Source organism: Shewanella subflava, assembly GCF_025971955.1.
GTDB classification, from domain to species: Bacteria; Pseudomonadota; Gammaproteobacteria; order Enterobacterales; family Shewanellaceae; genus Shewanella; species Shewanella subflava.
The window spans coordinates 21757-46033 of the sequence record NZ_JAPDMX010000033.1 but is presented as its reverse complement, the minus strand read 5'-3'; the positions used below and the strand labels follow the sequence as shown (position 1 = coordinate 46033).

General features: G+C 42.3%; 13 protein-coding genes. 4 read left to right on the top strand and 9 right to left on the bottom strand.

The annotated features are described in order from the left end of the window. Positions 1–25 precede the first annotated feature (25 nt). The 8 genes from OHT75_RS15975 to OHT75_RS15940 all read right to left on the bottom strand — a co-directional run bounded on the left by OHT75_RS15975 (position 26) and on the right by OHT75_RS15940 (position 15473). Positions 26–1585, bottom strand: a complete 1560-nt coding sequence (locus OHT75_RS15975; protein WP_264728403.1) for an MFS transporter — start codon at positions 1583–1585, stop codon at positions 26–28. Positions 1586–1963: 378 nt separating this feature from the next. Then, entirely contained in the window at positions 1964–4021 is a 2058-nt protein-coding gene (locus tag OHT75_RS15970; protein ID WP_264729048.1) for a glycoside hydrolase family 97 protein, read from the bottom strand. A 238-nt stretch (positions 4022–4259) separates the two neighbouring features. Beyond that, positions 4260–6056, bottom strand: a complete 1797-nt coding sequence (locus OHT75_RS15965; RefSeq protein ID WP_264728401.1) for a protein adenylyltransferase SelO — start codon at positions 6054–6056, stop codon at positions 4260–4262. Positions 6057–6249: 193 nt separating this feature from the next. Then, the gene (gene trmY, locus OHT75_RS15960) at positions 6250–6843 is read right to left on the bottom strand and encodes a tRNA (pseudouridine(54)-N(1))-methyltransferase TrmY (RefSeq protein WP_264728399.1); all 594 of its coding nucleotides are present in this window, start codon (positions 6841–6843) and stop codon (positions 6250–6252) included. Between the two features lie 366 nt (positions 6844–7209). Further along, a complete protein-coding gene (locus OHT75_RS15955; protein ID WP_454877255.1) occupies positions 7210–9186 on the bottom strand; it encodes an alpha-amylase family protein in 1977 nt (658 codons plus the stop codon). A gap of 16 nt (positions 9187–9202) precedes the next feature. Then, positions 9203–11104, bottom strand: a complete 1902-nt coding sequence (locus OHT75_RS15950; protein WP_264728395.1) for a glycoside hydrolase family 13 protein — start codon at positions 11102–11104, stop codon at positions 9203–9205. Positions 11105–11175: 71 nt separating this feature from the next. Beyond that, on the bottom strand, positions 11176–12675 hold the full coding sequence (locus OHT75_RS15945) for a tryptophan halogenase family protein (RefSeq protein WP_264728393.1): 1500 nt from the start codon (positions 12673–12675) through the stop codon (positions 11176–11178). Between the two features lie 71 nt (positions 12676–12746). Next, entirely contained in the window at positions 12747–15473 is a 2727-nt protein-coding gene (locus tag OHT75_RS15940) for a TonB-dependent receptor (RefSeq protein WP_264728390.1), read from the bottom strand. A 499-nt stretch (positions 15474–15972) separates the two neighbouring features. On the opposite strand from OHT75_RS15940, the gene OHT75_RS15935 reads away from it, so the two are divergent. The 4 genes from OHT75_RS15935 (at position 15973) to OHT75_RS15920 (ending at position 22820) form a co-directional block, all read left to right on the top strand. Beyond that, complete coding sequence (locus tag OHT75_RS15935; RefSeq protein WP_264728388.1) at positions 15973–17595, top strand: alpha-glucosidase family protein; 1623 nt, start codon at positions 15973–15975, stop codon at positions 17593–17595. A gap of 78 nt (positions 17596–17673) precedes the next feature. Continuing rightward, entirely contained in the window at positions 17674–18939 is a 1266-nt protein-coding gene (locus OHT75_RS15930; RefSeq protein ID WP_406682042.1) for a sugar MFS transporter, read from the top strand. Between the two features lie 285 nt (positions 18940–19224). Beyond that, the gene (locus tag OHT75_RS15925; RefSeq protein ID WP_264728386.1) at positions 19225–20439 is read left to right on the top strand and encodes an RsmB/NOP family class I SAM-dependent RNA methyltransferase; all 1215 of its coding nucleotides are present in this window, start codon (positions 19225–19227) and stop codon (positions 20437–20439) included. Between the two features lie 143 nt (positions 20440–20582). Beyond that, positions 20583–22820, top strand: a complete 2238-nt coding sequence (locus OHT75_RS15920) for a sensor domain-containing phosphodiesterase (RefSeq protein ID WP_264728384.1) — start codon at positions 20583–20585, stop codon at positions 22818–22820. 200 nt (positions 22821–23020) lie between these two features. Here OHT75_RS15920 and ald read toward each other — a convergent pair whose 3' ends face one another. Continuing rightward, on the bottom strand, positions 23021–24136 hold the full coding sequence (gene ald, locus OHT75_RS15915; protein ID WP_264728382.1) for an alanine dehydrogenase: 1116 nt from the start codon (positions 24134–24136) through the stop codon (positions 23021–23023). Positions 24137–24277: the final 141 nt, after the last annotated feature.

Genomic DNA, 24277 nt, shown 5'->3' with positions numbered 1-24277 from the left:
TATTGAAATGTAATTCGATAACGCGTTATTGAGTGTGTTTATTTTGATCAACAAATAGCACCGCAATACCTGAAATCATCATAAAAATACCGCCTAACATCACGGCATAAATCGGCTGGCCATCAAAAAATAACTTCAATAACAGTCCAAGAATACTGGCGGCCAATAGTTGAGGTATCACAATGAAGAAATTAAATATTCCCATATACACACCCATTTTTTGCGGTGGTAACACCCCTGATAACATGGCATATGGTACTGATAGGATGGATGCCCAGGCAAAACCTACGCCGATCATCGGGATCCATAATTGTGTAGGGTCTTGAATAAAATAGAAACTGATTAAGCCGATGCCACCCATAAACATGTTGATAGTATGGGTAAGCTTAATGCCAACCGCTTTGGCTAAAAAAGGAATAATGATTGCCGCAATGGCCGCAAAGCCATTATATGAGGCAAATAACATACCGACCCAATCAGCCCCGTCATTGTATGCCTGACTGACCACATCGGAAGTACCATAGTGATGAGCTGTTACTGCTGCTGTGGTATATATCCACATAGCAAATAATGCAAACCAGGCAAAAAATTGCACCACAGCTAATTGCCGCATGGCTTTAGGCATGTGAAACAGATCATCGACTACATTGAAAACCAAACCAAGTGCACTGCGCGGCTGTTGTTGTTTTTTGGCAAGCTTGATTGAACAGATGAGTTGTAATGGACCAAAGGCAAAAATACCTAAGCTTAAAATGTACAGTTGTTTATCTAAGTCATTAAAGACGATTGACGCAGTAAAGATTGCGCCGATAGCCATCCATACCCATGCGCCATTGCGATATTGCCCTGTTGTACGGGTATTGACTGAGTGAGTCTGTTGTTGTGCTGATTCCTGTTGGTGAAAATGTGCCAGTTCTTGCGGAGAATATTCTTTGGTTGAAATCACGGTCCAACCCACTGACAAGAACAGAACCGCACCACCAAAATAAAAGGCATAGCGCACTGAATCTGCGATTTCGCCAGCAGGTGCGGTGTTAGCGACATCAAAGTAATTGGTCAGAATGTAAGGCAGCGCAGAGGCGATTACCGCACCAATTCCAATGAAGAAGCTTTGCATGGCATAGCCTTGGGTACGTTGGTTTGGGGGTAAATTATCTCCTACAAAGGCACGAAAAGGTTCCATTGCAATATTGATTGACGCATCCATTATCCACAACATACCCGCAGCAATCCAAAGGGTTGGTGAGTGTGGCATGATAAATAAAGACAGGGTGGTGAGCACTGCGCCAATCAGAAAGTAGGGACGACGACGACCTAACACGTTCCAAGTATTATCACTTAAATAGCCAATAATAGGCTGGACAATTAACCCCGTTAGCGGTGCAGCTATCCATAGAATGGGAATTGCTTCAATATCGGCGCCCAGTGTTTGAAATATTCGACTGACATTGGCATTTTGCAGTGCGAAACCAAACTGGATCCCTAAGAATCCAAAACACATATTAAATATTTGCCAAAAATTAAGTTGTGGCTGGGTATTGGGTATGGGGTTCAGCGTTTGATTGTTTTGGTTATTTGCCGACATTCTTCTTCCTTTTAAGGGGTAAATCTATTGCTTACCCTTGCTCACTCGCTAGATAAAAAAATGGCGAATACACATCTCCCTAAGACGGGTATTCGCCAAACACCTAATACCTTTATTCGGTAATCAAAAACACCCAATAAAGTTAATCGAGGTACTCCAAAGCTGATACTTCCCATGGCCTGTTCGGTATCAGAAACGACCTAGCCTTCTTCATCTCCACAAGCAGAGAGTGAAATTAGCAGGTTTTATAGTAGCCTCGGGCTCTTGTTTTACACAACTGAATACATACGTATTCATCCATCTTTAACAACTTAAACGATACTTTTTGGTTACACTTTTAGGTATCAAAGTTGAATGAGTTTTAAATATAAAACATTGTTATTTAATGGCTTTAAATCTAATTGCTGTACCGCCACTGCTAGCCATTGATAAGGTTAATTTATCATTTGCGGTTACGGTTTTTTGCTCAATAACATAATCATAAGGATGAGTTAACCAATCAGCTTGGTCACCGTCACGGTATATTTGAGCTAGGTATTTTGTTTTAGGGCTGAGGAAATCTAGGCTAATATTGATACTACGCGGTTGCTCATCGGTTAATGCGCCCAAAAACCAATCGTTATTTTGACGCGACTTACGTGCAAATACGACATATTCACCCACTTCACCTGCCAGCGCTTTTGATTCGCTCCAGTCAGTTGGCACGTCCAAAATGAATTGAAATGCATCCAAGCGCTCAACATAGTTACGGGGTAAATCAGCGGCCATTTGAATTGGGCTGTATAACACAACATACAAGGCCAATTGTTTCATCAGCGTGGTTTGAACACGATTAACCGCATCGAGTCCTTCGGGGGCTAAATTGAATATGCCTGGGGTAAAATCCATTGGACCCGATAACATACGAGTGTAAGGTAAAATAGCGGTATGTTCAGGATTATTGGGCGGGGTTCCCCAGGCGTTGAATTCTTGACCTCTGGCACCTTCACGGGCGATCCAATTGGGGTAAGTGCGGCGCAAGCCAGTATCTTTGATCGGTTCATGGGTATTAATGCTGATCCCGCGTTTAGCCGCTTCGGTCACGCTATGCAGATATTCATTAACCATAAACTGACCATCGTGCCATTCATGGCGAATAATGCCATTATCATCGACGCGTTTGATATCACCGCCATCAGCCACATAACCGGTTTTGATTTGGGTGACACCATGTTGTTGATATAAATCATAGGCGGCAGACATTTGTTTACGATAATTCGTTACCGAGCCAGATGTTTCATGATGACCTATTAGACGCACATTTTTAGTTAACCCGTATTGGCTGATGGCCTGCATATCAAAATCGGCATAAGGCTGAGTGAAACTAAATACATCACCGTTATGAAACCAACTACCATCCCAGCCTTCATTCCAACCTTCAACCAATACGCCATCAAATCCATATTGGGCTGCAAAGTCCATATAGCGCTTAGTTTCTGCTGTAGTGGCACCGTGTTTTGCTCCGCTGCCCCATGTTTTTTCATTGATATGCATTGCCCACCAAATACCGATATATTTACCTGGTTTCACCCATGATACGTCGCCAAGTGTGTTTGGCTCATTGAGGTTTAAAATTAAATCTGAATTGAGTAAGCCGACAGCATTGTCACTAATCTGTATGGTGCGCCAAGGAGTGTTGAAACCAGGTTGGGTTTTAACACGAATACCGTCAGACCAAGGGGTAAGATCGGCGTGTAATGTGCCATCACGGCCTTGATTAAGTACCATAGCAGCATAGTCGGTGAGGGCGGCTTCATGAATACTTAAATGTACACCATCAGCCGTTCTGAACGTCATTGGCGTATGCGCACGGTCGATTTTATCGAGTGAAGTTGTACGGTATAAATATTCATAACGGTTCCAACCGCGCCCAGGGATCCACCATGCGGTAGTCTGCTGGGGATCGGGTATGGAAAATTCGGTTAATTCGTCAATAATATCCAGTTTGGGTGTGCTCGCCAATCCAGCTTGTTTTGGCACAGAGTAGCGAAATCCTATACCGTCATTAAAGGCTTTAAATTCAATATCAAAATTAATTCTGCCATTACTGAAAGTCGCCACAATGCGGTTGTAATGGTCGCGCACATTTTCACGCTCCCCCCAAGGCAGCTGCCAAGTTTGATCGACGCTGTTACTTTTAATATCGCTAATATTAAAATCAACGCCAAACTCACCCAATTGCGCAAACACTAAACCCAATTTACTCGGGTTAACCACGGTTTTACCGTTAAATTGAACTTGATATTCAGGGTAGCCATTATCGTCTGTCACACTGATAGAAATGTGCTTGTCAGGGGAAGCGACATTGACCGTTTTCGCTTGGGTGATGTTTGGAATGGCTAAGCTGAAAAGAGCCAGCGCACAGGACACACTGATAAGCTTTGGCGTGAAACACATTTCTTTTGCTATGCCTGCGATTCGAGGGGTAATACTTGAGGCCATTAGATGCTTGGAGTAGGGGGTTTTAGTGGCCAAGAGTAATTTAATTGAGCCAGATAAATTAGCGTGCGCCATACAAAATCCTTGTTGTTTATTATTTTATATTCAACAAGCAATATATGACGCTTTGTGATTTTTTCGCAAAGTTCTACATACGTATTCAAGGCTTATTTCTGGCTCACTCGTGGTGTTAACCTTACGATGAGCAGCTTAAATGCGACAGTCCCCCGATAGCAAAAAACTCAGGTGCTTTCAGTTGATAGTATTTATCTTCTATTTCCTGCGTTTGCTCGGCATACGGTTGTGTCATCACAGCCTGAAGCTCTCGAACAAGTGAGTAATTGCCCTCACTGGCTTGGCTGTATGCAGGCACCAATAACCACTCACGTAAGCTGTATTTGGGGTTAACCTGTTTCATCTGTACCGATATTTGCTCACGGGTACGGCTCGGACTTGAGTTTATATGGTTTGTAATTTCGGCGTGGTTATGACTTGCAACAGTATTCGAATCTACCGTTTCAACATCTTCAGTGCAATCGAGTAGCGAATGCCACTGGGTTAACCAAGCTGTCCACTGTTGCTCAATTGCCTTGGAAGGAGGTTGATAGAAACATTTTTTTAGCGGGGTAATATTGGCAGGTAGCGCACAGAGTTCACGAAAGAACAGGGTGTAATCAACTGGCGTTTTGATCATTAGCGCTTCAAGCTCATGAAATAGCGGCTGATTGAATGTAATAAGCCCCAGTTTTGTAGCCCACATCTGCTGCATTTTTGTTTGCATCTCGGTAGTAAAGCCATTCACTAACCGTTGAAGTTGGTCGAGCTCATCGGGATGAGTGGCGATCAATGGACTTAACGCAGTGCAAAACATTAAGAAATTACGCTCTGCCGCCACACCTTGATTTAAAAAAGCAAAATGCTGACCCCCGCCTGTCCAAGGTTGATATTGTGGACTAAATACATCGCAAAAACCAAAAGGGCCGTAGTCAAGAGTAAAACCACCTGCGGCACAGTTGTCGCTATTAAAGTTACCTTGGCAATAACCGACACGGATCCAGTTTGCTACCAAAGACGTTAAGCGCTTACGAAACTCAAGCGCTAATAATAACACTTTATCGCTAAGGCTCAGTTGCGGGTCGATCACATCAGCGTATTCACGATCGATTAAATGCAACACCAGTTGGGTAAGTTCTGCCATTGCTTGTGGATGAGCTTGTATACGCGCACGGCGGCCGAAAAGTTCCAGCTGACCGACCCGAATAAAGGATGATGCAACACGCGTTGAAATGGCTACCGCTTCAGAAATCATTCGGTCAGGATCTTGCGAACGCGACCCTTCAGAGTACCAAGGACGCAACACAGTTTCGGTTTTTGACACATACAAACTCAGCGAACGTGACGTTGGTACACCCAGTGCGTGCATGTGCTCCTGCGCGAGGAATTCTCGGACACTTGAACGCAACACCGCGCGACCATCTGCCCCGCGACAATAAGGCGTTCGCCCGCCTCCTTTAAGCTGCATTTCCCAGCGTTTCCCCTTGAACACGCCTTCAAATATCGACATTGCTCGGCCATCTCCATAACCATTACCGGTTTTGAATGGACATTGCTGAACGTATTCAGTGCCAAAGATGGACAGCGCATAGCCACATGCCCAACCGAGTTGACTCATGGGTGCTGGCACATTCGACATGTCGCCGGAAAACATATTGATAAAGTCGGCTGACTGCGCCAAGCTGTCGGTAAAACCCAAATCGCCAAATAAGCGGGTGCTATGCACTACGTACTCTGGGTTTTCGATAGGTGTAGGTTTAACTGTCACATAGTGACCACTCAATACTTGGCGCGGCGCATAGTCAATACCATCTGGGGTTGCATCAGGATCGCAATTTAACGTATCCATGAATGAATAGTTAGCGAGCTTAGCAAGATCATTGACAGAATTAACTGTGTCGCTGTTTGGGGCAATGTCTTGGGACCGTTTATGTATCATAGAGAGCCTAAGTAGTAGAGTCGAATGTCTTTAAACCGAGGGTTTAGTCAATGGTTGATGCTGCAATCATTATGGAAAATTTAACGTGTTGACCTAAAAAACTATTGCTTAATTATAGTCGATAAGTTCACGTGTCCTATGACCAGCGCTTTGTCTGACTATTTGGATATCATCAGGCAAAAAGTAGTATGCGCTATCTCATGTCTAATTCGTTATGAATAAGTACAATACATTGCGAAGCAAATAACATTTTAGGGCCTAAATTAATATGTTGGGTACCAAGACGTTTTAAGCTATTAAAGCTCTTTTTAGGCATAGGAATATGATCGGTTAGCAAAAAACAGGCATTGTGAGCAAACTCAACTTCTCTTACTGGCGTGCCTTTTTTCTCTAACATATATAATTGATAATCTTCAGCTAACTCTTGGACTAACTTTTCAAAGCTTACCGTTCGTACGTTTATGCCGGGTTCAACATCACGAGATTGCTCTTTGGTCATACCTTTTGATGCATCAAGGGCTTTGGCAATCTTCGCGGTGAGGTTTTGTTCATGAAATCCGCCGATATTGCGTAATTCATTTGATGTAAAGCAAATAGTTCGTGAAAAGTCGTTAGTGCTTTCAAGCACTAAATAAACAACCACATCATCACGATAGGATTGCGCCACAAAAATAGTGTTCATTAGCACATGGGCAAGAATTTCTGTGTGTGCTTCTTGACCAATTCCGGCAAGAAAAAGTTTACTGTCGACGGGAGCCGCTCTGGCTCGTAAAACAAAAGCGCGCATGAAAAATCCTGTTGAAAAAGAAATCGCAATCTAATTAAGCTCAACAACCGTTGATTTAAGACTCGTTAGAAAATGCGGTAAATGTTTGCCACTGAAAGATAATCAATCAACGAATGCGTGTGTTCTATTATCTCAGCTTTCATTAACGTTGTAACGCTAATACTGGGCATGATTCAGAGTGATGTAAATGCTGTTATGGTATAAAGCGTCAATCGACAAGAAGTGAAACAGGCACGTATTGTAACTTGTGCCTGGATTGATTTATTGGTTTAGGGTCTAATTGGCTCGTTATCATATTGGGTCGTGAGCTGGACCATGCAATTTACCCTCTTGAGTAATAACAATGACTCAAGAGGGTAGGAGCGGTTATTGAGACACGGCTAAGATAACCGACTCAAGCGGCTGTAATGCGATATTGATTGTTGCGCTGCCATCTTGCTGCAGCAGTAAATCAGTAGATGGTGTTGTTTCATCGAGTAAATTTGTTAGCTTGGCATCAGCTTCAATAGTCCAAATTTTGATCAAGTCTTTAGGGATATTAAGTGAAAATTGACTGCTGTTCTGTGAGCTGAAATTACTCACAATAATCAGTTTTTGCGCTGGAGTATAACGGGCAAATGCAAACACTTTATCGTTATAGCCGGCAACATTTATTTCACGTTGGTGACTGTCTAACTCTTGATACTCCCCCTTGAGTGCTTGAGCCGTATGACTTAAATTGAGCAAGTTTTGATAGTATTGGCGTAATGCTTTTTCTTGCACAGTTGACTGTCCACCATCAAATTTACCGTTATTCATCCAGCGTTGATGAGCGGGTACCCCTATATAATCAAAAATACTGGTACGCGTTGCTTGGCCAAAACCGGCATTGTCAGTGGCTGCTTCACCCACATCTTGGCCAAAATACAATAATGTGGGTGAACGGCTCAAGGTTGTCGATACTACCATGGCCGGCAATGCGGCCTCGGCAGTGCCCGCAAAGTCTTTAGTGTGGATACGTTGCTCATCATGGTTTTCTAAGAAATGCAGCATGTGCGCTTCAATGTCAGCCACTTTTGCCTGAACGGTGGCAATTTGCGCGGTACTGGCTTTATCTTGAATAATGGCTTTTAAGGTGTCGTACAAATCGACTTTGTCATACAGATAGTCCATTTTACCTTGGTGAATATAGGCTCGATATAAATCGGGGTTGTATACCTCAGCCAATAAAAACGCCTGCGGATTAATGTGTTTGATGTTGCTATTTAAATAACTCCAAAATGCAACCGGCACCATCTCTGCCATATCATAACGAAAGCCATCAACCCCTTTTGCTAGCCAGAATTGGGTGATGTGGGCAAATTTTTTCCATGAGTCAGGAATGGTGTTTGCTGGTTGTGCCTGCCAAAAAGCGTAATGAGCCTCCACAGGCTGAGTATCAAAATTATGTGGCAGAGCAGGGAAGTCATGGCTGCCATCAGGTTTGACGCCATAATTAATTTTTACCGTTTCATACCAGTCATTAGCATCGGGTTTGGCTAACCGAGAGCCATTACCGGTCCATTTTGCCGGGGACTCTAAAAATAACCCATCACTCAGTGGATTGGCTTCACCGTTTAACGCTTGGTAGCCATCGGTTGCATCAGGGACTTGAAAGTCTTCACCAACCACATAGTAAAAATTATTATCTTTGGCATAAATTTGCGTTTTATCATCTTGGGCACCAAAGTTTTTAGCGCCATCGACTGTTGATAAGGTCTGATAATTACGTGCAACGTGGTTAGGCACAATATCAATGATCACTTTCATGCCATGCTGGTGAGTACGCGCGACTAACGCTTCAAATTCAGCTAAGCGATTGGCCGGATCATCAGCCAAATCGGGATTAACGTTATAGTAATCTTTCACCGCATAAGGTGAGCCGGCTCTTCCTTTGACTACATCTGGGTCGTCATTACTGATGCCAATGTTGCTGTAATCATTAATCAATGCATGATGAGGTATGCCGGTATACCAAATATGGGTGGTGCCTAATGATTTGATGTCTTGTAAGGCTATATCAGTAAAATCACTCAATTTACCGACGCCGTTTTCGGCAATGGTGCCCCAGGGCTTGTTACGGGTATTGGTGTTGCCATAGAGGCGGGTAAATACTTGATAAACCACTGCTTTGTGGGGTAGATCTGTGTTTGCTGTATTATTTAGATCTTGTGAGAGTGGCGCTAGTTGAGTTGACCTCTGTTCCATTGACACGGTTTTGTTATGTTCAGTGCTCACCGAGATTAATTCTGAGCAAGCCGACAATGTCAGTAAGGCGCTAACGGCTATTGATAAAGCTCTTGGGTTCTGTTTCACATTTTTCATCATATAACCTTTTGCTTTATCGAGAGAGAGACAAAATAGTGACACCTTTTTGCGTCAATTTAAGCGGCGAATCCAACTCATAAATGTTTGAGGTCAGGATATCTTTTGCTTGATTAGCGTGGTGAATGATTTGATTAAACCGCTGTAAATCTAACTCAATAGGTTGATCATTTTTGTTATAAATGATCATTAAGAGTTCATTTTCAGCTTGCCTAAATTGCACATACACCCCATTTTTAGGTGCGAAGTGTTTTAATTCGCCCGACGTGATTGCCGCCGATTGTTGACGATATTGCAGTAGCGTTCGAGTAAAGTTCAATGCGTCTAATTGCTCAGTGGACAAATTGTGTTTATCAAACACATTGACAGTATCGCCTTGCCATCCACCAGGAAAATCAGCTCTGACTGCACCGTCATTTCTGTCTTTAGTGGGACTTGTCATCAATACTTCGCTACCGTAGAAAATTTGCGGGATGCGATTACTGGTTAATACATAGGCCATGGCCATTTTGTATAGGGCAATATCTTCATTTAATAAACTAAATAAGCGATTAGTGTCATGATTGCCTTCAAATAGTACCAATTGAGTCGGACTGGCATACACCACATCATTGGCTAACATTTCATACAGATTGATTAAACCACTGCCCCAGTCTTCTTTTTCATTTAGGCTTGAAATGATTTTTTCATATAAAGGAAAATCCATCATGCTGGGCGAATAAGATTGATAACCGTCTTTATTGATTTTTCCCGCTTGCCAATAGCTAACGGTGATAGGGTTGGCTGACCATTCCTCGCCGACAATATTAAATTGTGGATATTCGGCCATAATCGCTTGTGACCATTTTGCTAAAAAGGCTTTATCGGCATAGGAGTAGGTGTCTTCACGAATGCCGCTGAGTCCGGCATATTCAACCCACCAAATACTATTTTGAATTAAATATGTGGCTAAATGTGGGTCGCGTTGGTTGAGATCTGGCATGGTGTCGGTAAACCAGCCATTTTCAAATTCAGCAGTATCACTGGCTACGGCATAAGGGTCTTGTACTGTCGTGCGTCGATGACTGGTGTAAGCGATGTTTTTATGATCCTGTAACCAGTTTGATTGGCCATTAATCCAAGTGGATGTCGGAAATCCAAGACTGTTATCACCTGCCATCCAGTGGTGCCCCGATCCCATGTGATTGACGATGACATCCTTTATGATGCCAATACCAAAGTGACGAGCTTCTTCAACCAAAGCTTTGTACTCCGCATTACTGCCAAAGCGAGGATCAATTTTATAAAAATTGGTAGTGGAGTAACCATGATAGGAATACTGCCGTTGATTATTTTCAAGCAATGGGTTAATCCATAGCTGAGTCACCCCTAAATCTTTTAAGTAGGGCAGCGCTTTTCTAATCCCCAAGATATCACCGCCATGTCGGCCATCTTTATCGTTACGGTTTGCCTTTTCAAGCATATCCGGATGACTATCATTGTCGGGATCCCCATTAACAAAACGGTCTGGCGTGATCAGGTAAATCACATCTTTATTATTAAAACCTTGACGATGTTGCGCATTTTTCTGGCGAGCTAAAATAGGATATTCAATTTCTTGTACTAATTCATCTTTATCATAAAGACCCAAGGTCAGCGTTTGTGGCTTGGCATGGGTTAAATCTAAATCGATAAAAAGGTGATGCTGGCTTTGACTTGCATCCACTTTGACAAGTTTAATGCCTGTGGAGTGAAGTAATTTTACTTCAAATTGACTGATATTTTCGCCATAAACAAGCAATTGTAATTGGCTGTTATGCATGCCCGCCCACCAAGATTCAGGCTCTACTTTAATGGCATTAATTTGGGCGAAACAGGGGGAAGATAATAATAAACCTGCAATCAGACTGAAACCCAGCTTAGGTGATAAAAAGTTCATTGTTTGACCTTGTTTAATATTAAAGGGAGCGTTTTGTTTTGAGTAACAACAGATTAACGGCAAAAAGGGTATTAAAGCCGTTGAATAAATTGTTCATGATCGGGCATGTTATCAACCGCTCGTTTTATAATGGTTTTCACGTTAGTTAAAAATTCGCTGAGATCCTGCGGTTGAATGCTGTTAGCAAGCGGGTTGTAATCCCTAGGCATAATGCCTTGTCCTAACATCACTTGAACCCAGGCCGCCTCAGTAAACAACTCATCTTGATGGCGCATGACTGTGCCGGTTGCTTCAAATAACGCTATCTTATTTTTTAATGATTCAGGGATCGGCATTTCACGGCATTGTTGCCATAAATCTGCTTGGTTACCTGAAGTGTTGCTGCGTTGGTTTGCGTGATAATGCAATATAATAAAATCGCGAATTTGTTCGAACTCTAATGCCGATTGACGGTTGTACTCATCAACATTGGCTTGTTGGATCCCTTGATGGGGAAATAATTTAGTCAGGCGAATGATAGCTGACTGTACAAGATGCAAGCTGGTGGACTCTAGTGGTTCTAAAAATCCACTTGATAATCCAATCGCGACACAGTTTTTATGCCATTGCAGCTTACGACGCCCCGTAGTGAACTGTATTTTGCGTGGTTCAGTTAATGGTTTAGCATCTAAATTATCTAGTAATAGGGCTTTTGCGTCGTCGTCCGAGATAAATTTACTGCAATAGACTAAGCCATTTCCGGTGCGATTTTGTAAAGGTATGCGCCACTGCCAGCCTGCATCATGGGCTATCGAGCGTGTGTAAGGGATGATGTCGTCCACGCGTTCGCATTGCACTGCATAAGCACTATCGCAGGGCAGCCAATGCTGCCAGTTCTCATAACCAACTTGTAATTGCTTTTCGATAAGTAAGGCTGAAAACCCTGAACAATCAATAAACAAGTCACCTTTAATGCATTGGTTATCAGCTAATGTAATTGATTCTATATGGCCATTGTTGCTCAATTGAGTTGAAGTGATCAGGCCTTCAATTCGCTTTACGGATAAGTTTTCACTGTAATGCCTTAATAAATTGGCATAAAGTCCTGCATCAAAGTGATAAGCATGGGTGATCCCTGCCAGCGGTGAGCCCGCTAGGGTATCGATTGCCTCAAATTTATTGTGTTTCGCCGCTTGATAATTTAGTGAGTATTGCCAAAAATCGCTAGCTTGCAATGGCTTGGACTTTAACCAGTAATGATGAAACTGAGTAAAGCCAATGTCTTTGCCAATATTGCCAAAGGCATGCATATAAGCTTGTTGTTGCTTACCCCAATTTGCAAATTCAATACCCAGCTTGTAGGTTGCTTGGGTTTGTTTAATAAAATCGGATTCTTTAATCCCTAATACGCTATTGAATATTTGCAGCGGGGGGATGGTTGCTTCACCGACACCGATTGTGCCGATAACTTCAGATTCAACTAAGGTGATGTTTAATTGACTTTTAAAAAGACGCACGAGCATGGCCGCGGTCATCCAGCCTGATGTGCCTCCACCTACAATGACAATGTCTTTAACTTTGTTTTTATTCATATTATTCATCACTGATATAAGCTAAAAAAGCCCCTGTAACGGGTTACAGAGGCTTTTTTGTCGCCGTTAGATTAGAACTTGTAGTTCGCGCCTAACATATAGTTACGGCCATAGTTTTGATAATCACGTACTAAACGCTGATCATCACCTGTGTATGACGTAAATGGCTCGTTGGTTAAGTTGTTAACTTGGAATAATATTGATAAACCATATAAGGCATCAATACCACTTTCACTAAAGTCATAACCCACTTGTGCATCTACAACCGTTTCAGCTTTAACATTAACATTTTGACGCGTTAAGCTGATAGCGGTGACTTCGCCCAAAAAGTCACTACGGTAGCGAGAACTGACGCGCGCTTCAAAACCTGAGTTTTCATAGTAAACGGTGGCGTTAAAGGTTTTTTCAGAAAGGCCAGGTAACGTTGTTGCTTCGCTATCAGGGGTTTCTTTTACTTCACTATCATTGTAAGAACCGCTAAGTATGGTACCAAAGCCTTCAAGTGCATTAGCAAACATACCAAAATCGACGGATAATGACGCTTCAACACCTTGAACATAACCACCATCACCATTTTGCCATTGTTCAAAACTACCAATTGGATTATCGGTTGGGTTTTGTGGTGGCACTATGTCAGTGAAATCAATAAATGATGTTTGCTTGTAAGTGTAGTTTTCTAAATCTTTATAGAATAATGCTACTGCAAAATAACCTTGGTCACTGAAGTAGTTTTCATAACTGATATCGTACTGACGTGCTAACCAAGGACGAAGCTGAGTATTACCCGCATTACCCGTCCAATTGACGCCCGTTGTAGGATTTTCTTCATAATTGTAACCAATGTTAGAGTTCATTTGATCCATGCGCGAACGCGTTAAGGTACGTGCAGCAGAAACGCGGATCATTTGACTATCAGCAACAGCAAAACCTAAGTTAACACTGGGTAACCATTCTGTATAAGATGCGCTGTCATAGTTAGCATTAGTGACTAATTCGCCACCTTCTAAAGTTGATGCTGTTCCATTTGAACTCTGATCAGTCATCACAGCTTGAATACCAACATTACCAGTTAAAGGAATATCGTAAACATCAGTATCGATGTTAGCCATGACAAACGCAGTGGTCACTTCTTCACTGACATCCCAAGAGTTAACTGCACGGCTGGCATCAACATCGGCCACGTCTGTTTCAGTGTAATTACCGTCATTATAGAAAGCTAACGAGTCATAGCTAAGCACATTACCCATACCAAAGAAATCAAGCGATGTTGGCGAAAGTAGGTATTGTTCTGGCACTGCCATGGTGTAATTAGGGTTAGTACCATCATAACCTTTGAGCGTTAAGAAGTAGCCTTTGTCTAATTTAGACTTATCACGTTCAGTATAGTTGACGCCAAATTCAACGCTACGTAAAGCACTGCTATCTAATACATATTCAGCACTTAAACGGAATGACTTTAATTCATCTTCAATTTCTGGCTTGTTGATAAATCCATCTTGGGTGTTAGCCCCTAATGGGCTGCCCCATCCTAATGGATCGCCAAGTTTGATAACATTTGGGTCGGCGTAGTTTAAACCGTGGCTAAATGTATATCCGCCATTGCCGTTGTTAACAAAACCTAAGTCGTCAACTGCACCCACACCCGTGCCACGACCTGTGCCGCTGTAGCTTTCCATACCAATGTCGGTACGTTTTGCTTTTGAATAACCGACATCGGCCTCGACAGCCCAGTTATTATTGATTTGGAATTTGTTATTCCAACCTACAGATAATGATTCTGCATCACGCTTGTTAACATCGTTACGGACTACGACTTCCGCACCACGGATCACGCCCTCGGTCACTAAGCCTGCTTCCGATTTTATCGCTTCAACGCCACCGTTAGCACCCCATGCAGAGGGGATTTCAATACCACGTAAGCGTTGATCATCGGTAAACTTTGAGTAATACACATCAACCACTGAATGGAAAACATCATTCGGAGCATATTCTAAAACACCTAAGTAGCCATCACGTTCAAGTTCACTTGAGCGGACGAATGGCTTAGCGCCACCTAATACACTGTCGCCAGCTGCATTTTCAGGGTAGCCCCATGCTTGCCAACGTTCTTCTTGGTTAGGCGATTGCATACGAGCATAACCTAAGGCAATACCCACGGTGTCGTCAGCAAATTGATCAATATAAGAAACACTGCCACGGTAACCTTTGTCATCTGAACCACTGTTCAGTGAGCCTAGATCGTTCATTTCACCACGAAGACCTACGGCAAACGTTTGCTCACCATGGGCAAGTGGGCTAATGGTTTGCATGTCAACTGTACCGCCAATGGCTTGTGCCATTACGGTAGCATCAGGTGTTTTATATACCACAACACGATTTAATAATTCAGAAGGGTATTGGTCAAACTCTACACCACGGTTATCGTTAACCGAGGCTTGCTCGCGACCATTTAGTGTTGCAGTGGTGAAATCTGGGCCCATACCGCGAATTGAGATGACGTTGGCACGACCATCAAGACGCTGTGCCGATACACCTGGTAAACGGGCGAGTGACTCGGCAATTGATACATCAGGTAATTTACCAATATCTTCAGCAGAAATCGCTTCAACAATAGAAGATGAAGACATCTTTAGTGATTGTGATTCTTGTAAACTGCGGCGAATACCAGTGACTTTAACCACTTCGATATTTTCATCAGCAGTGGCGGTGTTTGTAGCATCGTCAGCAGCATAGGCACTTATACTAGCACCTGCAGCAGCTAACGCTAATGTGAGTAGGCTCGGTTTAAAAAGCAACATTCATCTTTCCCCTTTATTGAATGCTTAACCTTGATATGTCCAGATCAAGTCGTTAGCAATCCTTATGATTTTGGTTACAGTCTTTATTGTGTTTTTGTATCAGCCGTCTTAATTGACTGCATAAGCGCTGAAGTTATGACCAAATTGTTGCACAACAGTGACGATACTACTCCTAGGATTGTTTTGCCGACAATATTATGCATACGTATTCAAAAGGTATGCGCATTAATATTGACTGTTTTTTTACATTTTGTTAACTGGCTTTTGATATCAATTTGTTTGTTTAAGTTTATGTATATATTGATTATCTATCAAATTTCGCCGAGTGAAATTAATAACTATTTTAATGCATACGTATGCAGGTGTATTGAACCTGATTTCTAAATTCACGTATCCTCGTTGAACAACAAAATAACGATGGCGCGTTAAAGCGTCGCAACATGTGTTTAACAGTTTGGGTGTAACTTGCCAGTGTTGAGCATCATTTAGAGGGAATGTAATGGGTCAAGTAACCTGGTGGCGCGGCGGTATCATTTACCAAGTTTATCCACGCAGTTTGATGGATTCGAACGATGATGGAGTAGGTGACTTACAAGGGATCATTGCAAAGCTCGACTACATTTCAAGTCTAAATGTGGATGCGATTTGGATTTCACCATTCTTTACATCACCAATGAAAGATTTTGGTTACGACATCAGTGATTATCGAGATATCGATCCTATGTTTGGCACCATGGCTGATTTTGATGAGCTGATCACCAAAGCCCACAACTTAAATATTAAGATCATCATTGATCAAGTACTGAGTCATACCTCAGATCAACATGCTTGGTTTGAGCAAAGCCGCCAAAATCGAACTAACCCTAAAGCTGACTGGTATGTGTGGGCCGATCCTAAAGAGGATGGTAGTGCTCCGAATAACTGGCTCGCCATTTTTGGTGGGTGCGCATGGGAGTGGGAACCACGTCGTCAGCAATATTATTTGCACAACTTCCTCAAAAGCCAACCCGATCTTAATTTTCATTGTGATGATCTTCGCCAAGCGGTATTGGACAACGTGGAGTTTTGGCTGAAAAAAGGGGTTGATGGATTTAGGTTAGATGCCATTACCTTTTGTTATCATGATGAGCAATTACGCGACAATCCCGCTAAACCCAAAGATCAACGTCAAGGCCGAGGTTTTAGCGAAGATAATCCGTATGCTTATCAGTACCATTACTACAATAATACTCGCCATCAAACCGTTGGATTTATTGAAGAATTACGTGCATTAATTGATCGCTACCCTGGGGCTGTCACTTTAGGCGAAGTGTCATCTGAAGATTCGCTTGCCACCATGGCCGAATATACCCAAGGCGACGAGCGCTTACACATGGCTTATAGCTTTGAACTGTTAACAGATGATTTTAGTGCCGCCTATATTCGCCAAACCGTTGAAGAATTAGAAGCCAGTATTGGCGACGGTTGGCCGTGTTGGGCCATTGGCAACCATGATGTGCAGCGCGTGGCTACACGTTGGGGCAAAGGTGAGTCGAATCCTGATTTAGTGAAAATGCTAAACGGCATGTTGTTTTCATTACGCGGTAGTGTCTGCAGTTATCAAGGCGAAGAATTAGGCTTAACAGAAGCTCCAATTGAATTTGAACAACTGCAAGACCCATTTGGCATCGCTTTTTGGCCGATGTTCAAAGGTCGTGATGGCTGTCGAACCCCAATGCCTTGGTTTAAAGATGCTGTTCAAGCGGGTTTTTCGAAGGTCGCGCCATGGTTACCGATCCCACTTGCGCATGCTGAAAAAGCAGTCGATGTTCAAGAGTCGATGCCAGAGTCAACACTGAATAGTTATCGACGGTTTTTAGCATGGAGAAAACAACAACCGATACTGATCAGCGGCGATATTCACTTTGTTGATGCGAATGATGCCATTCTCGCGTTTGAGCGCCAGTTAGCTGAACAAAAAATGTTAGTTTTATTTAATTTTTCCGATCAAAATACCTCATTCAATTGTGATGAATATCAATTGAGTGCAGAGTTAAATGAACATGGTTTATTAGCGGGTAAACTGGTTGGTAACACTATCGAGTTGCCGCCATTTGGATGTTATTTTGCTAATATAAAATAAAGTACACACGCCGATTGCATTTTATCGGCGTTTGTTTATCAGCGGTTCAATAACAATAATGAATAAAGGAATATATTTATGGCGCTTTCAGCCCCCTCTAACGCATCTGCCGTATCCTCCAGTGGAAACGACAATTACCGTTTTGCTTTGGTTTCGCTTACCTCGTTGTTTTTTATGTGGGGATTTATCACCTGTTTAAACGACATTTTAATACCACACTTAAAATCGGTTTTCTCGCTGAGTTACACTGAGGCGATGTTGATCCAGTTTTGCTTCTTTGGGGCGTATTTTTTAGTGTCGCTTCCAGCAGGCAATTTAGTTAAAAAGCTAGGGTATCAAAAGGGAATTGTTACTGGGTTATCTATCGCAAGTTTGGGCTGCGCTTTATTTTATCCCGCCGCCGATTTTGCTGTTTATGGATTATTTTTAGGCGCACTATTTGTACTTGCTTCGGGAATCACCATTTTACAAGTTGCGGCCAACCCTTATGTTAACGCTCTTGGCAGTGTAGAAACGGCATCCAGTCGTCTTAATTTAACCCAGGCTTTTAACGCGCTAGGCACCACGGTAGCGCCATTTTTTGGTGCGGTACTGATTTTATCTGTTGCATCGGGTGCCACAGCGGATTTGTCGCATGCACAAGCTGAGGCGGATGTTGTTAAGTTACCGTATTTACTGTTGTCTGGAATGTTGGCGGTATTAGCGGTGATTTTTTCAAAACTTTCATTGCCCAAAATTGTTGAACATACTGAACCAGCGCAGTCAGGAAAAATAACTCATAATGGAAAAACCAGTGCCATGCAGTCAATGCACCTTGTGTTAGGGGCTGTGGGTATTTTTGTTTATGTGGGCGCTGAAGTGTCTATTGGTAGCTTTTTAGTGAGCTTTTTGGGTGAAGAAAGCATCGCAGGACTTAAAGAAGCCGATGCCGCTAATTATATTGCCTATTACTGGGGCGGGGCGATGGTGGGAAGATTTATCGGTTCTGCGGTGATGCAAAAAATTCCAGCTGGTACTGTATTAGCGTTTAACGCCCTAATGGCGGCGCTACTTGTATTAGTCGCCATGAACACCCAAGGTGTAGTGGCCATGTGGGCTATTTTGGCTGTCGGGTTATTTAACTCGATTATGTTCCCAACCATTTTCAGCTTAGCGTTACGTGATTTAGGCCCGCATACTTCACAAGGTTCAGGCATTTTATGTTTGGCTATTGTTGGCGGCGCGATAGTACCTTTATTACAGGGTGTGATGGCGGACAACATGGGTTTACAGCCAGCGTTTATTTTGCCGGTGATCTGTTATGCCTTCATCCTTTTCTACGGCGCTAAAGGCGCTAAGATGTAGCGTAAAGTGCCTGGTTAACGATTTAGCTTTGTTAAAGCGACCTTAGTTGGTCGCTTTTTTATTGCTATCATTGCGGTTAATACCTATGATCGGCGCCAATAGGCCATTTATACCCATTATTGAAAGATTCGTTTAACCAATGCTTGTGTTTATAGTAAGCCTAGGCTTGTTGGTTGCTAAACTTATGATGCTTCAACAAACGCGTGAGCAAACTATTCATGGCGCTGATAATGACAGTATTTGTCCATACATTGTTTTTAATCTTGTTTCTAAATTGAGAGTGTTATGCTGACTTTTCCTCTATCTGGTAGTTCTTCTGAGCTAGTGTTAAATGTGTTAACTATGGTGTTAAGCCAAGGAAAACCTTTGGACCGGGCTTATTCGCATAACTTCTCGGGTTTAAAACTTGAGCCTTCAGAACAAGCTAGAATCACGTTTGTTGCAGGAGATATTCTTCGACGCTTAAATCTGTATTGTTTTATCGTTGATATTGAGCAGCATGAGTTTGACCGTTTAGGGTCAAAGTTACTCAATGGCTGGCATTTATTCCATGGGCTTGCGTTGCCTAAAATGCAATATTCATTACAAGTTGATCAAAAGCAACTGAATGAAAAAATTGAAGCGGCTAAATTAATTCCTACACTGTGGGATGGGTGCCCAGAATGGCTAGACACGCTAGGTCAAGCGCAGCTAGGTGATAAATGGCCAGCTGAACGGGCGGCATTAACGCAAGCTCCTCGTCGTTTCATTCGTGTTAATGAATTAAAAACAAACCGTGAAAAGCTGATGACAAGTCTTGCTAAAGAGGGGGTAGATACCCAAATCGTCGCCACCGTCGACAGTGCCCTTGAAGTGACATCCGATTCTGCATTATTCAGAACAGATAGCTTTCAAAAAGGGTTATTTGAGCAGCAAGACGCTGGTTCGCAATTAGTGGCGGCAGCAGTTGATGCTAAACCCGGAATGCGAGTAGTAGATGCTTGTGCCGGCGCGGGGGGGAAAACTTTACATATTGCAGCTCAGATGCAAGGTAAAGGGCGATTATTGGCGATGGATATCGAACAGTGGAAACTGGATAATCTGAAAACCCGTGCCAAAAGAGCAGGGGCACATAACGTTGAAACGCGTATTATTGCTAGTTCAAAAACGATTAAACGCTTAAAGTTGACTGCTGATCGTGTTTTGCTAGATGTACCATGTTCAGGCTTAGGGGTATTAAAGCGTAACCCTGATTCCAAATGGCGTGATACAGCAGAGCGCCTGCCGGTGCTGATTGATTTACAAAAACAGATTATTGATAGCTATAGCCGAATGGTCAAAGTGGGCGGCATGCTCATTTACGCGACTTGTTCAATTATGCCGGATGAAAATCGTAATCAAGTTGATCGCTTTTTACGTGATAACCCTCATTTTAGCTTAATTGAGGACGAAACTATTTTAGTTTCAGAACAAGGTTTTGATGGTTTTTATCTGGCAAAAATGATCAGAAATGCCGAGTAACTTAGACTATTAGCGATTAACATCTGTTAATGGGTTGTTTGTTTACTGTAACTATTGTTTGATAAAATCTGCTATTACGCATAATCTGAAGTAGGTGATTTTTATATCGAGCTTTTTCTTATCATCAGTTAATGCGGAGCAGTATGGATTCAGGTCAAATAGAGATCAAAGCGGTTTCAGGAGTTGTGCATACGGATGAGCACAAATCTAGCCTTGAACGTTACAGTGCCATATTGAACATGGTGCTTGAAGGGCTGCCATTAGGTGAAATGCTCCACAGTTTGGTATTGTTGATCGAGGCACAAAAAATAGGTACCCGTGCCTCAGTACTGTTATTGAGTGATGATGGCACAAGATTATTATCCGGCGCAGCACCCAATTTACCAAGTGATTATAACGAAGCAATCAATGGCGTGGTGATTGGTCCAAATGTTGGCTCATGCGGCACGGCGGCTTATCTTCAACAACGCGTCATTGTTGAAGATATTGAAAATCACCCTAATTGGGCGGATTACAAATCACTCCCTCTCAAAGCGGGCCTCAGAGCATGTTGGTCAGAGCCAATATTTGATAGTATGCGCAATGTGCTAGGCACCTTTGCGATGTACTACGACACCATTAAATCGCCCACGGCTCAAGATTTAAACTTAATTCAAGAAGCGGCAAGGTTAGCCAGTTTGGCGATTGAACGTAGTCGAGGCTTGCACTTACAGCGCTTGAGTAGCAAAATTTTTGAAAGCTTACCGATTGCGTTAGTTATCACCAATGAACAAAATGCAGTCTTGACCTGTAATCCCAGTTTTGCCCAATCGACCACACTCTATGACGTTAACAATAACTATTTTAACGTGCGCACTTACCTTAAACCCTCAAACTCTGAGTTAGTGACAGAACTGTTCAATGCAATTGGTCGGGGGCATTCATGGCAAGGTGAGCTTAAAGCGCGAAAAAATATTAATGATATTAGTGATATCGAGTTGGTTGTCACCGTTATCCGTGATTCTTTAACACAGCAAAATTGTTATGCATGGATGATAACCGACATCACAGCCCGTAAAACGACCGAGAAATTAATTGATTTCCAAAACCATTACGATCAACTCACGGGTCTTGCAAATCGTAAATATCTGTTTAAAAAAATGGACAGCTTAATAAGTGAGTCTCAACGTTTGGATGGTGAAATTGAACCATTCAGTATGATGATTTTAGATTTAGATCACTTTAAGCAAATAAATGACACATTAGGTTCGGATAATGGCGATCAAGTGCTACAAACGGTGGCGAAGAGGTTATTAGAGGTTTTACCCGATAATAGCTTGCCTGCGCGTATTGCTGCAGATGAGTTTGCGATTGTCCTGCCGGGATATCAAAGCACAGATAAATTGTCCGACTTTGCTGAAACAATTAAAGCCACCATCGGCAAAGAAATGTCTGTGTCTAATCAAACCATGTCCGTGGCGATTAGCAGTGGTTTTGCAACTTTCCCAAGCGATGCAACAACGGCTGAGTTGATACTTAACTGTGCCAGCCAGGCTATGTATAACGCCAAAGCTTGTGGTCGAAACTGTTATCAATTCTTCAATCAGGAAATACAATTGCAAGCAGAACGAACTGCGCAATTGCATCTGCATTTAAAAAAAGCCATCAGCCAAAATGAGTTAGAATTATTCTATCAACCAATCGTCAACCCGTTGAACGGCAAAATTGTCAAAGCGGAAGCCTTATTGCGTTGGTGTCACAAAGGGCAATATATATCTCCTGTCGAATTCATTCCCATAGCAGAACATTCAGGTGTCATTGTTGAAATTGGCGAATGGGTGAAGACCCAAGCTGTTATGATGGCGATTGAGTTAAAAAAACTAGGATTACATGTGCCTATATCGGTTAACGTGTCCACATTGGAGTTTTGGTCGTTAGAACTTCAAACTCGTTTTTTACAGTTTTTTGATCAGGTTGTAGAACAGCTTAATATTGACGTATTTCCTTATGAAATGATCACCTTAGAAATTACCGAATCCTTAATGATGAAACAACAGAAAGCGGTTTGTGAACTGTTGTCATTATTACGACAAAGAGGCATCCGTATTTCAATTGATGATTTTGGGACGGGATATTCATCATTATCCTATTTAGTGAGTTTTCCTGTTGATCAAATAAAAATCGATAAATCGTTTATTCATCAACTAGAAACCGATCCCAGACATAAAGCATTAGTTGAAGCGATTGTCAGTATGAGCCGTGCGTTAGATTTGACCGTTATTGCCGAAGGGGTCGAAACCCAAAGTCAATTGGATTTTGTAAAACAACAACAAATTCAGGCGGTACAAGGGTATTTTTATTATAAACCCATGAGCAAGTCAGATTTTTTGAAGTTGTTATAAGATTATGATTAATAGTATATTTTCTGTAAAAATCATTCAGCTTTGTGTTTTTTGTTTAAACAGCGCTTTATTTGGTCTTGCGCGTAAGATACAGAACAATGTGCTGTTTCTTGTTTGTGTTAATCACTGCCTTATTATTAGAAAAAAAATACCGCTAAATTAGCGGTATTTTTTAAAATTCAGTTGCTTACAAAATTTGATTATACAAGTAAGCTTTTAGGTTCAGTGAATGTCAATGAAAGGGCTTCAGCCACTTCTTTACATACAATTTTACCGTGCATAACATTCAAGCCGTTCAATAAGTGCTTGTCGCTTAATAATGCTTCTTTATAGCCAAGGTTTGCTAAACGGATAATATAAGGCAGGGTTGCATTGTTAAGTGCAAATGTTGAAGTACGAGCAACAGCACCAGGCATGTTCGCAACACAGTAATGAACAACATCATCTACAATGTAAGTTGGATCTTGGTGTGTGGTCGCATGTGATGTTTCAACACAACCGCCTTGGTCAATAGCAACATCCACAATAGCACTGCCTGGTTTCATGCGCTTAATCATGTCTTTGGTGACAAGTTTTGGTGCAGCAGCGCCAGGAACCAATACACCGCCGATCACTAGGTCAGCTTCTAATACATGACGTTCAATCGCGTCGGCAGTTGAATAAATCGCTTTAACTGCTGAACCAAACTGCACATTTAAACGGCGTAAAGCATCAATGCTACGGTCTAACACAACAACGTCAGCACCCATACCAACCGCCATTTGAGCAGCATTAGTACCCACCATACCGCCGCCAATAATCACAACTTTAGCAGGCTCAACACCAGGAACGCCACCCAATAACATGCCACGGCCACCTAATGATTTTTCTAAAGCGCGTGCACCAGCTTGAATAGACATGCGACCAGCAACTTCTGACATTGGAGCTAGCAGTGGTAATCCACCACGGTCATCTGTGACTGTTTCATAAGCGATACAAACAGCTCCACTTTTAACAAGATCTTCAGTTTGTGGTAAATCTGGTGCTAAGTGTAAATAGGTAAATAAAATTTGGTCGTGACGCAACATCGCACGCTCAACGGCTTGTGGCTCTTTTACTTTTACAATCATTTCAGCTTTGGCGAAGATTTCTGCCGCGGTTGCTAATATTGCCGCGCCGGCATCAATATAGTCTTGATCAGTAAAACCAATACCAACACCAGCATCAGATTGAACAAAGACTTCATGACCTTTAATAGTCAATTCGCGAACACTTGAAGGAACCATACCAACACGATATTCGTGGTTTTTGATTTCTGTTGGAACACCAATAATCATTTTTGAGCCTCGATTTGAATAGTACTCGTAGGGGAGACGAGTAATTTTATTATTAATTATTTACCCTGAACGTGCTTATTTCAGGAGGCTCTAGTATAGTACCGGTCCAGCAGTTTATGCTGCTGAAGTTTGATAATAAAA

Excerpts from the sequence above, each read along its gene's own strand:
- OHT75_RS15975 (WP_264728403.1), bottom strand. The coding sequence starts at position 1,585 with ATGTCGGCAAATAACCAAAACAATCAAACGCTGAACCCCATACCCAAT.
- OHT75_RS15970 (WP_264729048.1), bottom strand. The coding sequence starts at position 4,021 with ATGTGTTTCACGCCAAAGCTTATCAGTGTGTCCTGTGCGCTGGCTCTT.
- OHT75_RS15965 (WP_264728401.1), bottom strand. The coding sequence starts at position 6,056 with ATGATACATAAACGGTCCCAAGACATTGCCCCAAACAGCGACACAGTT.
- trmY (WP_264728399.1), bottom strand. The coding sequence starts at position 6,843 with ATGCGCGCTTTTGTTTTACGAGCCAGAGCGGCTCCCGTCGACAGTAAA.
- OHT75_RS15955 (WP_454877255.1), bottom strand. The coding sequence starts at position 9,186 with ATGAAAAATGTGAAACAGAACCCAAGAGCTTTATCAATAGCCGTTAGC.
- OHT75_RS15950 (WP_264728395.1), bottom strand. The coding sequence starts at position 11,104 with ATGAACTTTTTATCACCTAAGCTGGGTTTCAGTCTGATTGCAGGTTTA.
- OHT75_RS15945 (WP_264728393.1), bottom strand. The coding sequence starts at position 12,675 with ATGAATAAAAACAAAGTTAAAGACATTGTCATTGTAGGTGGAGGCACA.
- OHT75_RS15940 (WP_264728390.1), bottom strand. The coding sequence starts at position 15,473 with ATGTTGCTTTTTAAACCGAGCCTACTCACATTAGCGTTAGCTGCTGCA.
- OHT75_RS15935 (WP_264728388.1), top strand. The coding sequence starts at position 15,973 with ATGGGTCAAGTAACCTGGTGGCGCGGCGGTATCATTTACCAAGTTTAT.
- OHT75_RS15930 (WP_406682042.1), top strand. The coding sequence starts at position 17,674 with ATGGCGCTTTCAGCCCCCTCTAACGCATCTGCCGTATCCTCCAGTGGA.
- OHT75_RS15925 (WP_264728386.1), top strand. The coding sequence starts at position 19,225 with ATGCTGACTTTTCCTCTATCTGGTAGTTCTTCTGAGCTAGTGTTAAAT.
- OHT75_RS15920 (WP_264728384.1), top strand. The coding sequence starts at position 20,583 with ATGGATTCAGGTCAAATAGAGATCAAAGCGGTTTCAGGAGTTGTGCAT.
- ald (WP_264728382.1), bottom strand. The coding sequence starts at position 24,136 with ATGATTATTGGTGTTCCAACAGAAATCAAAAACCACGAATATCGTGTT.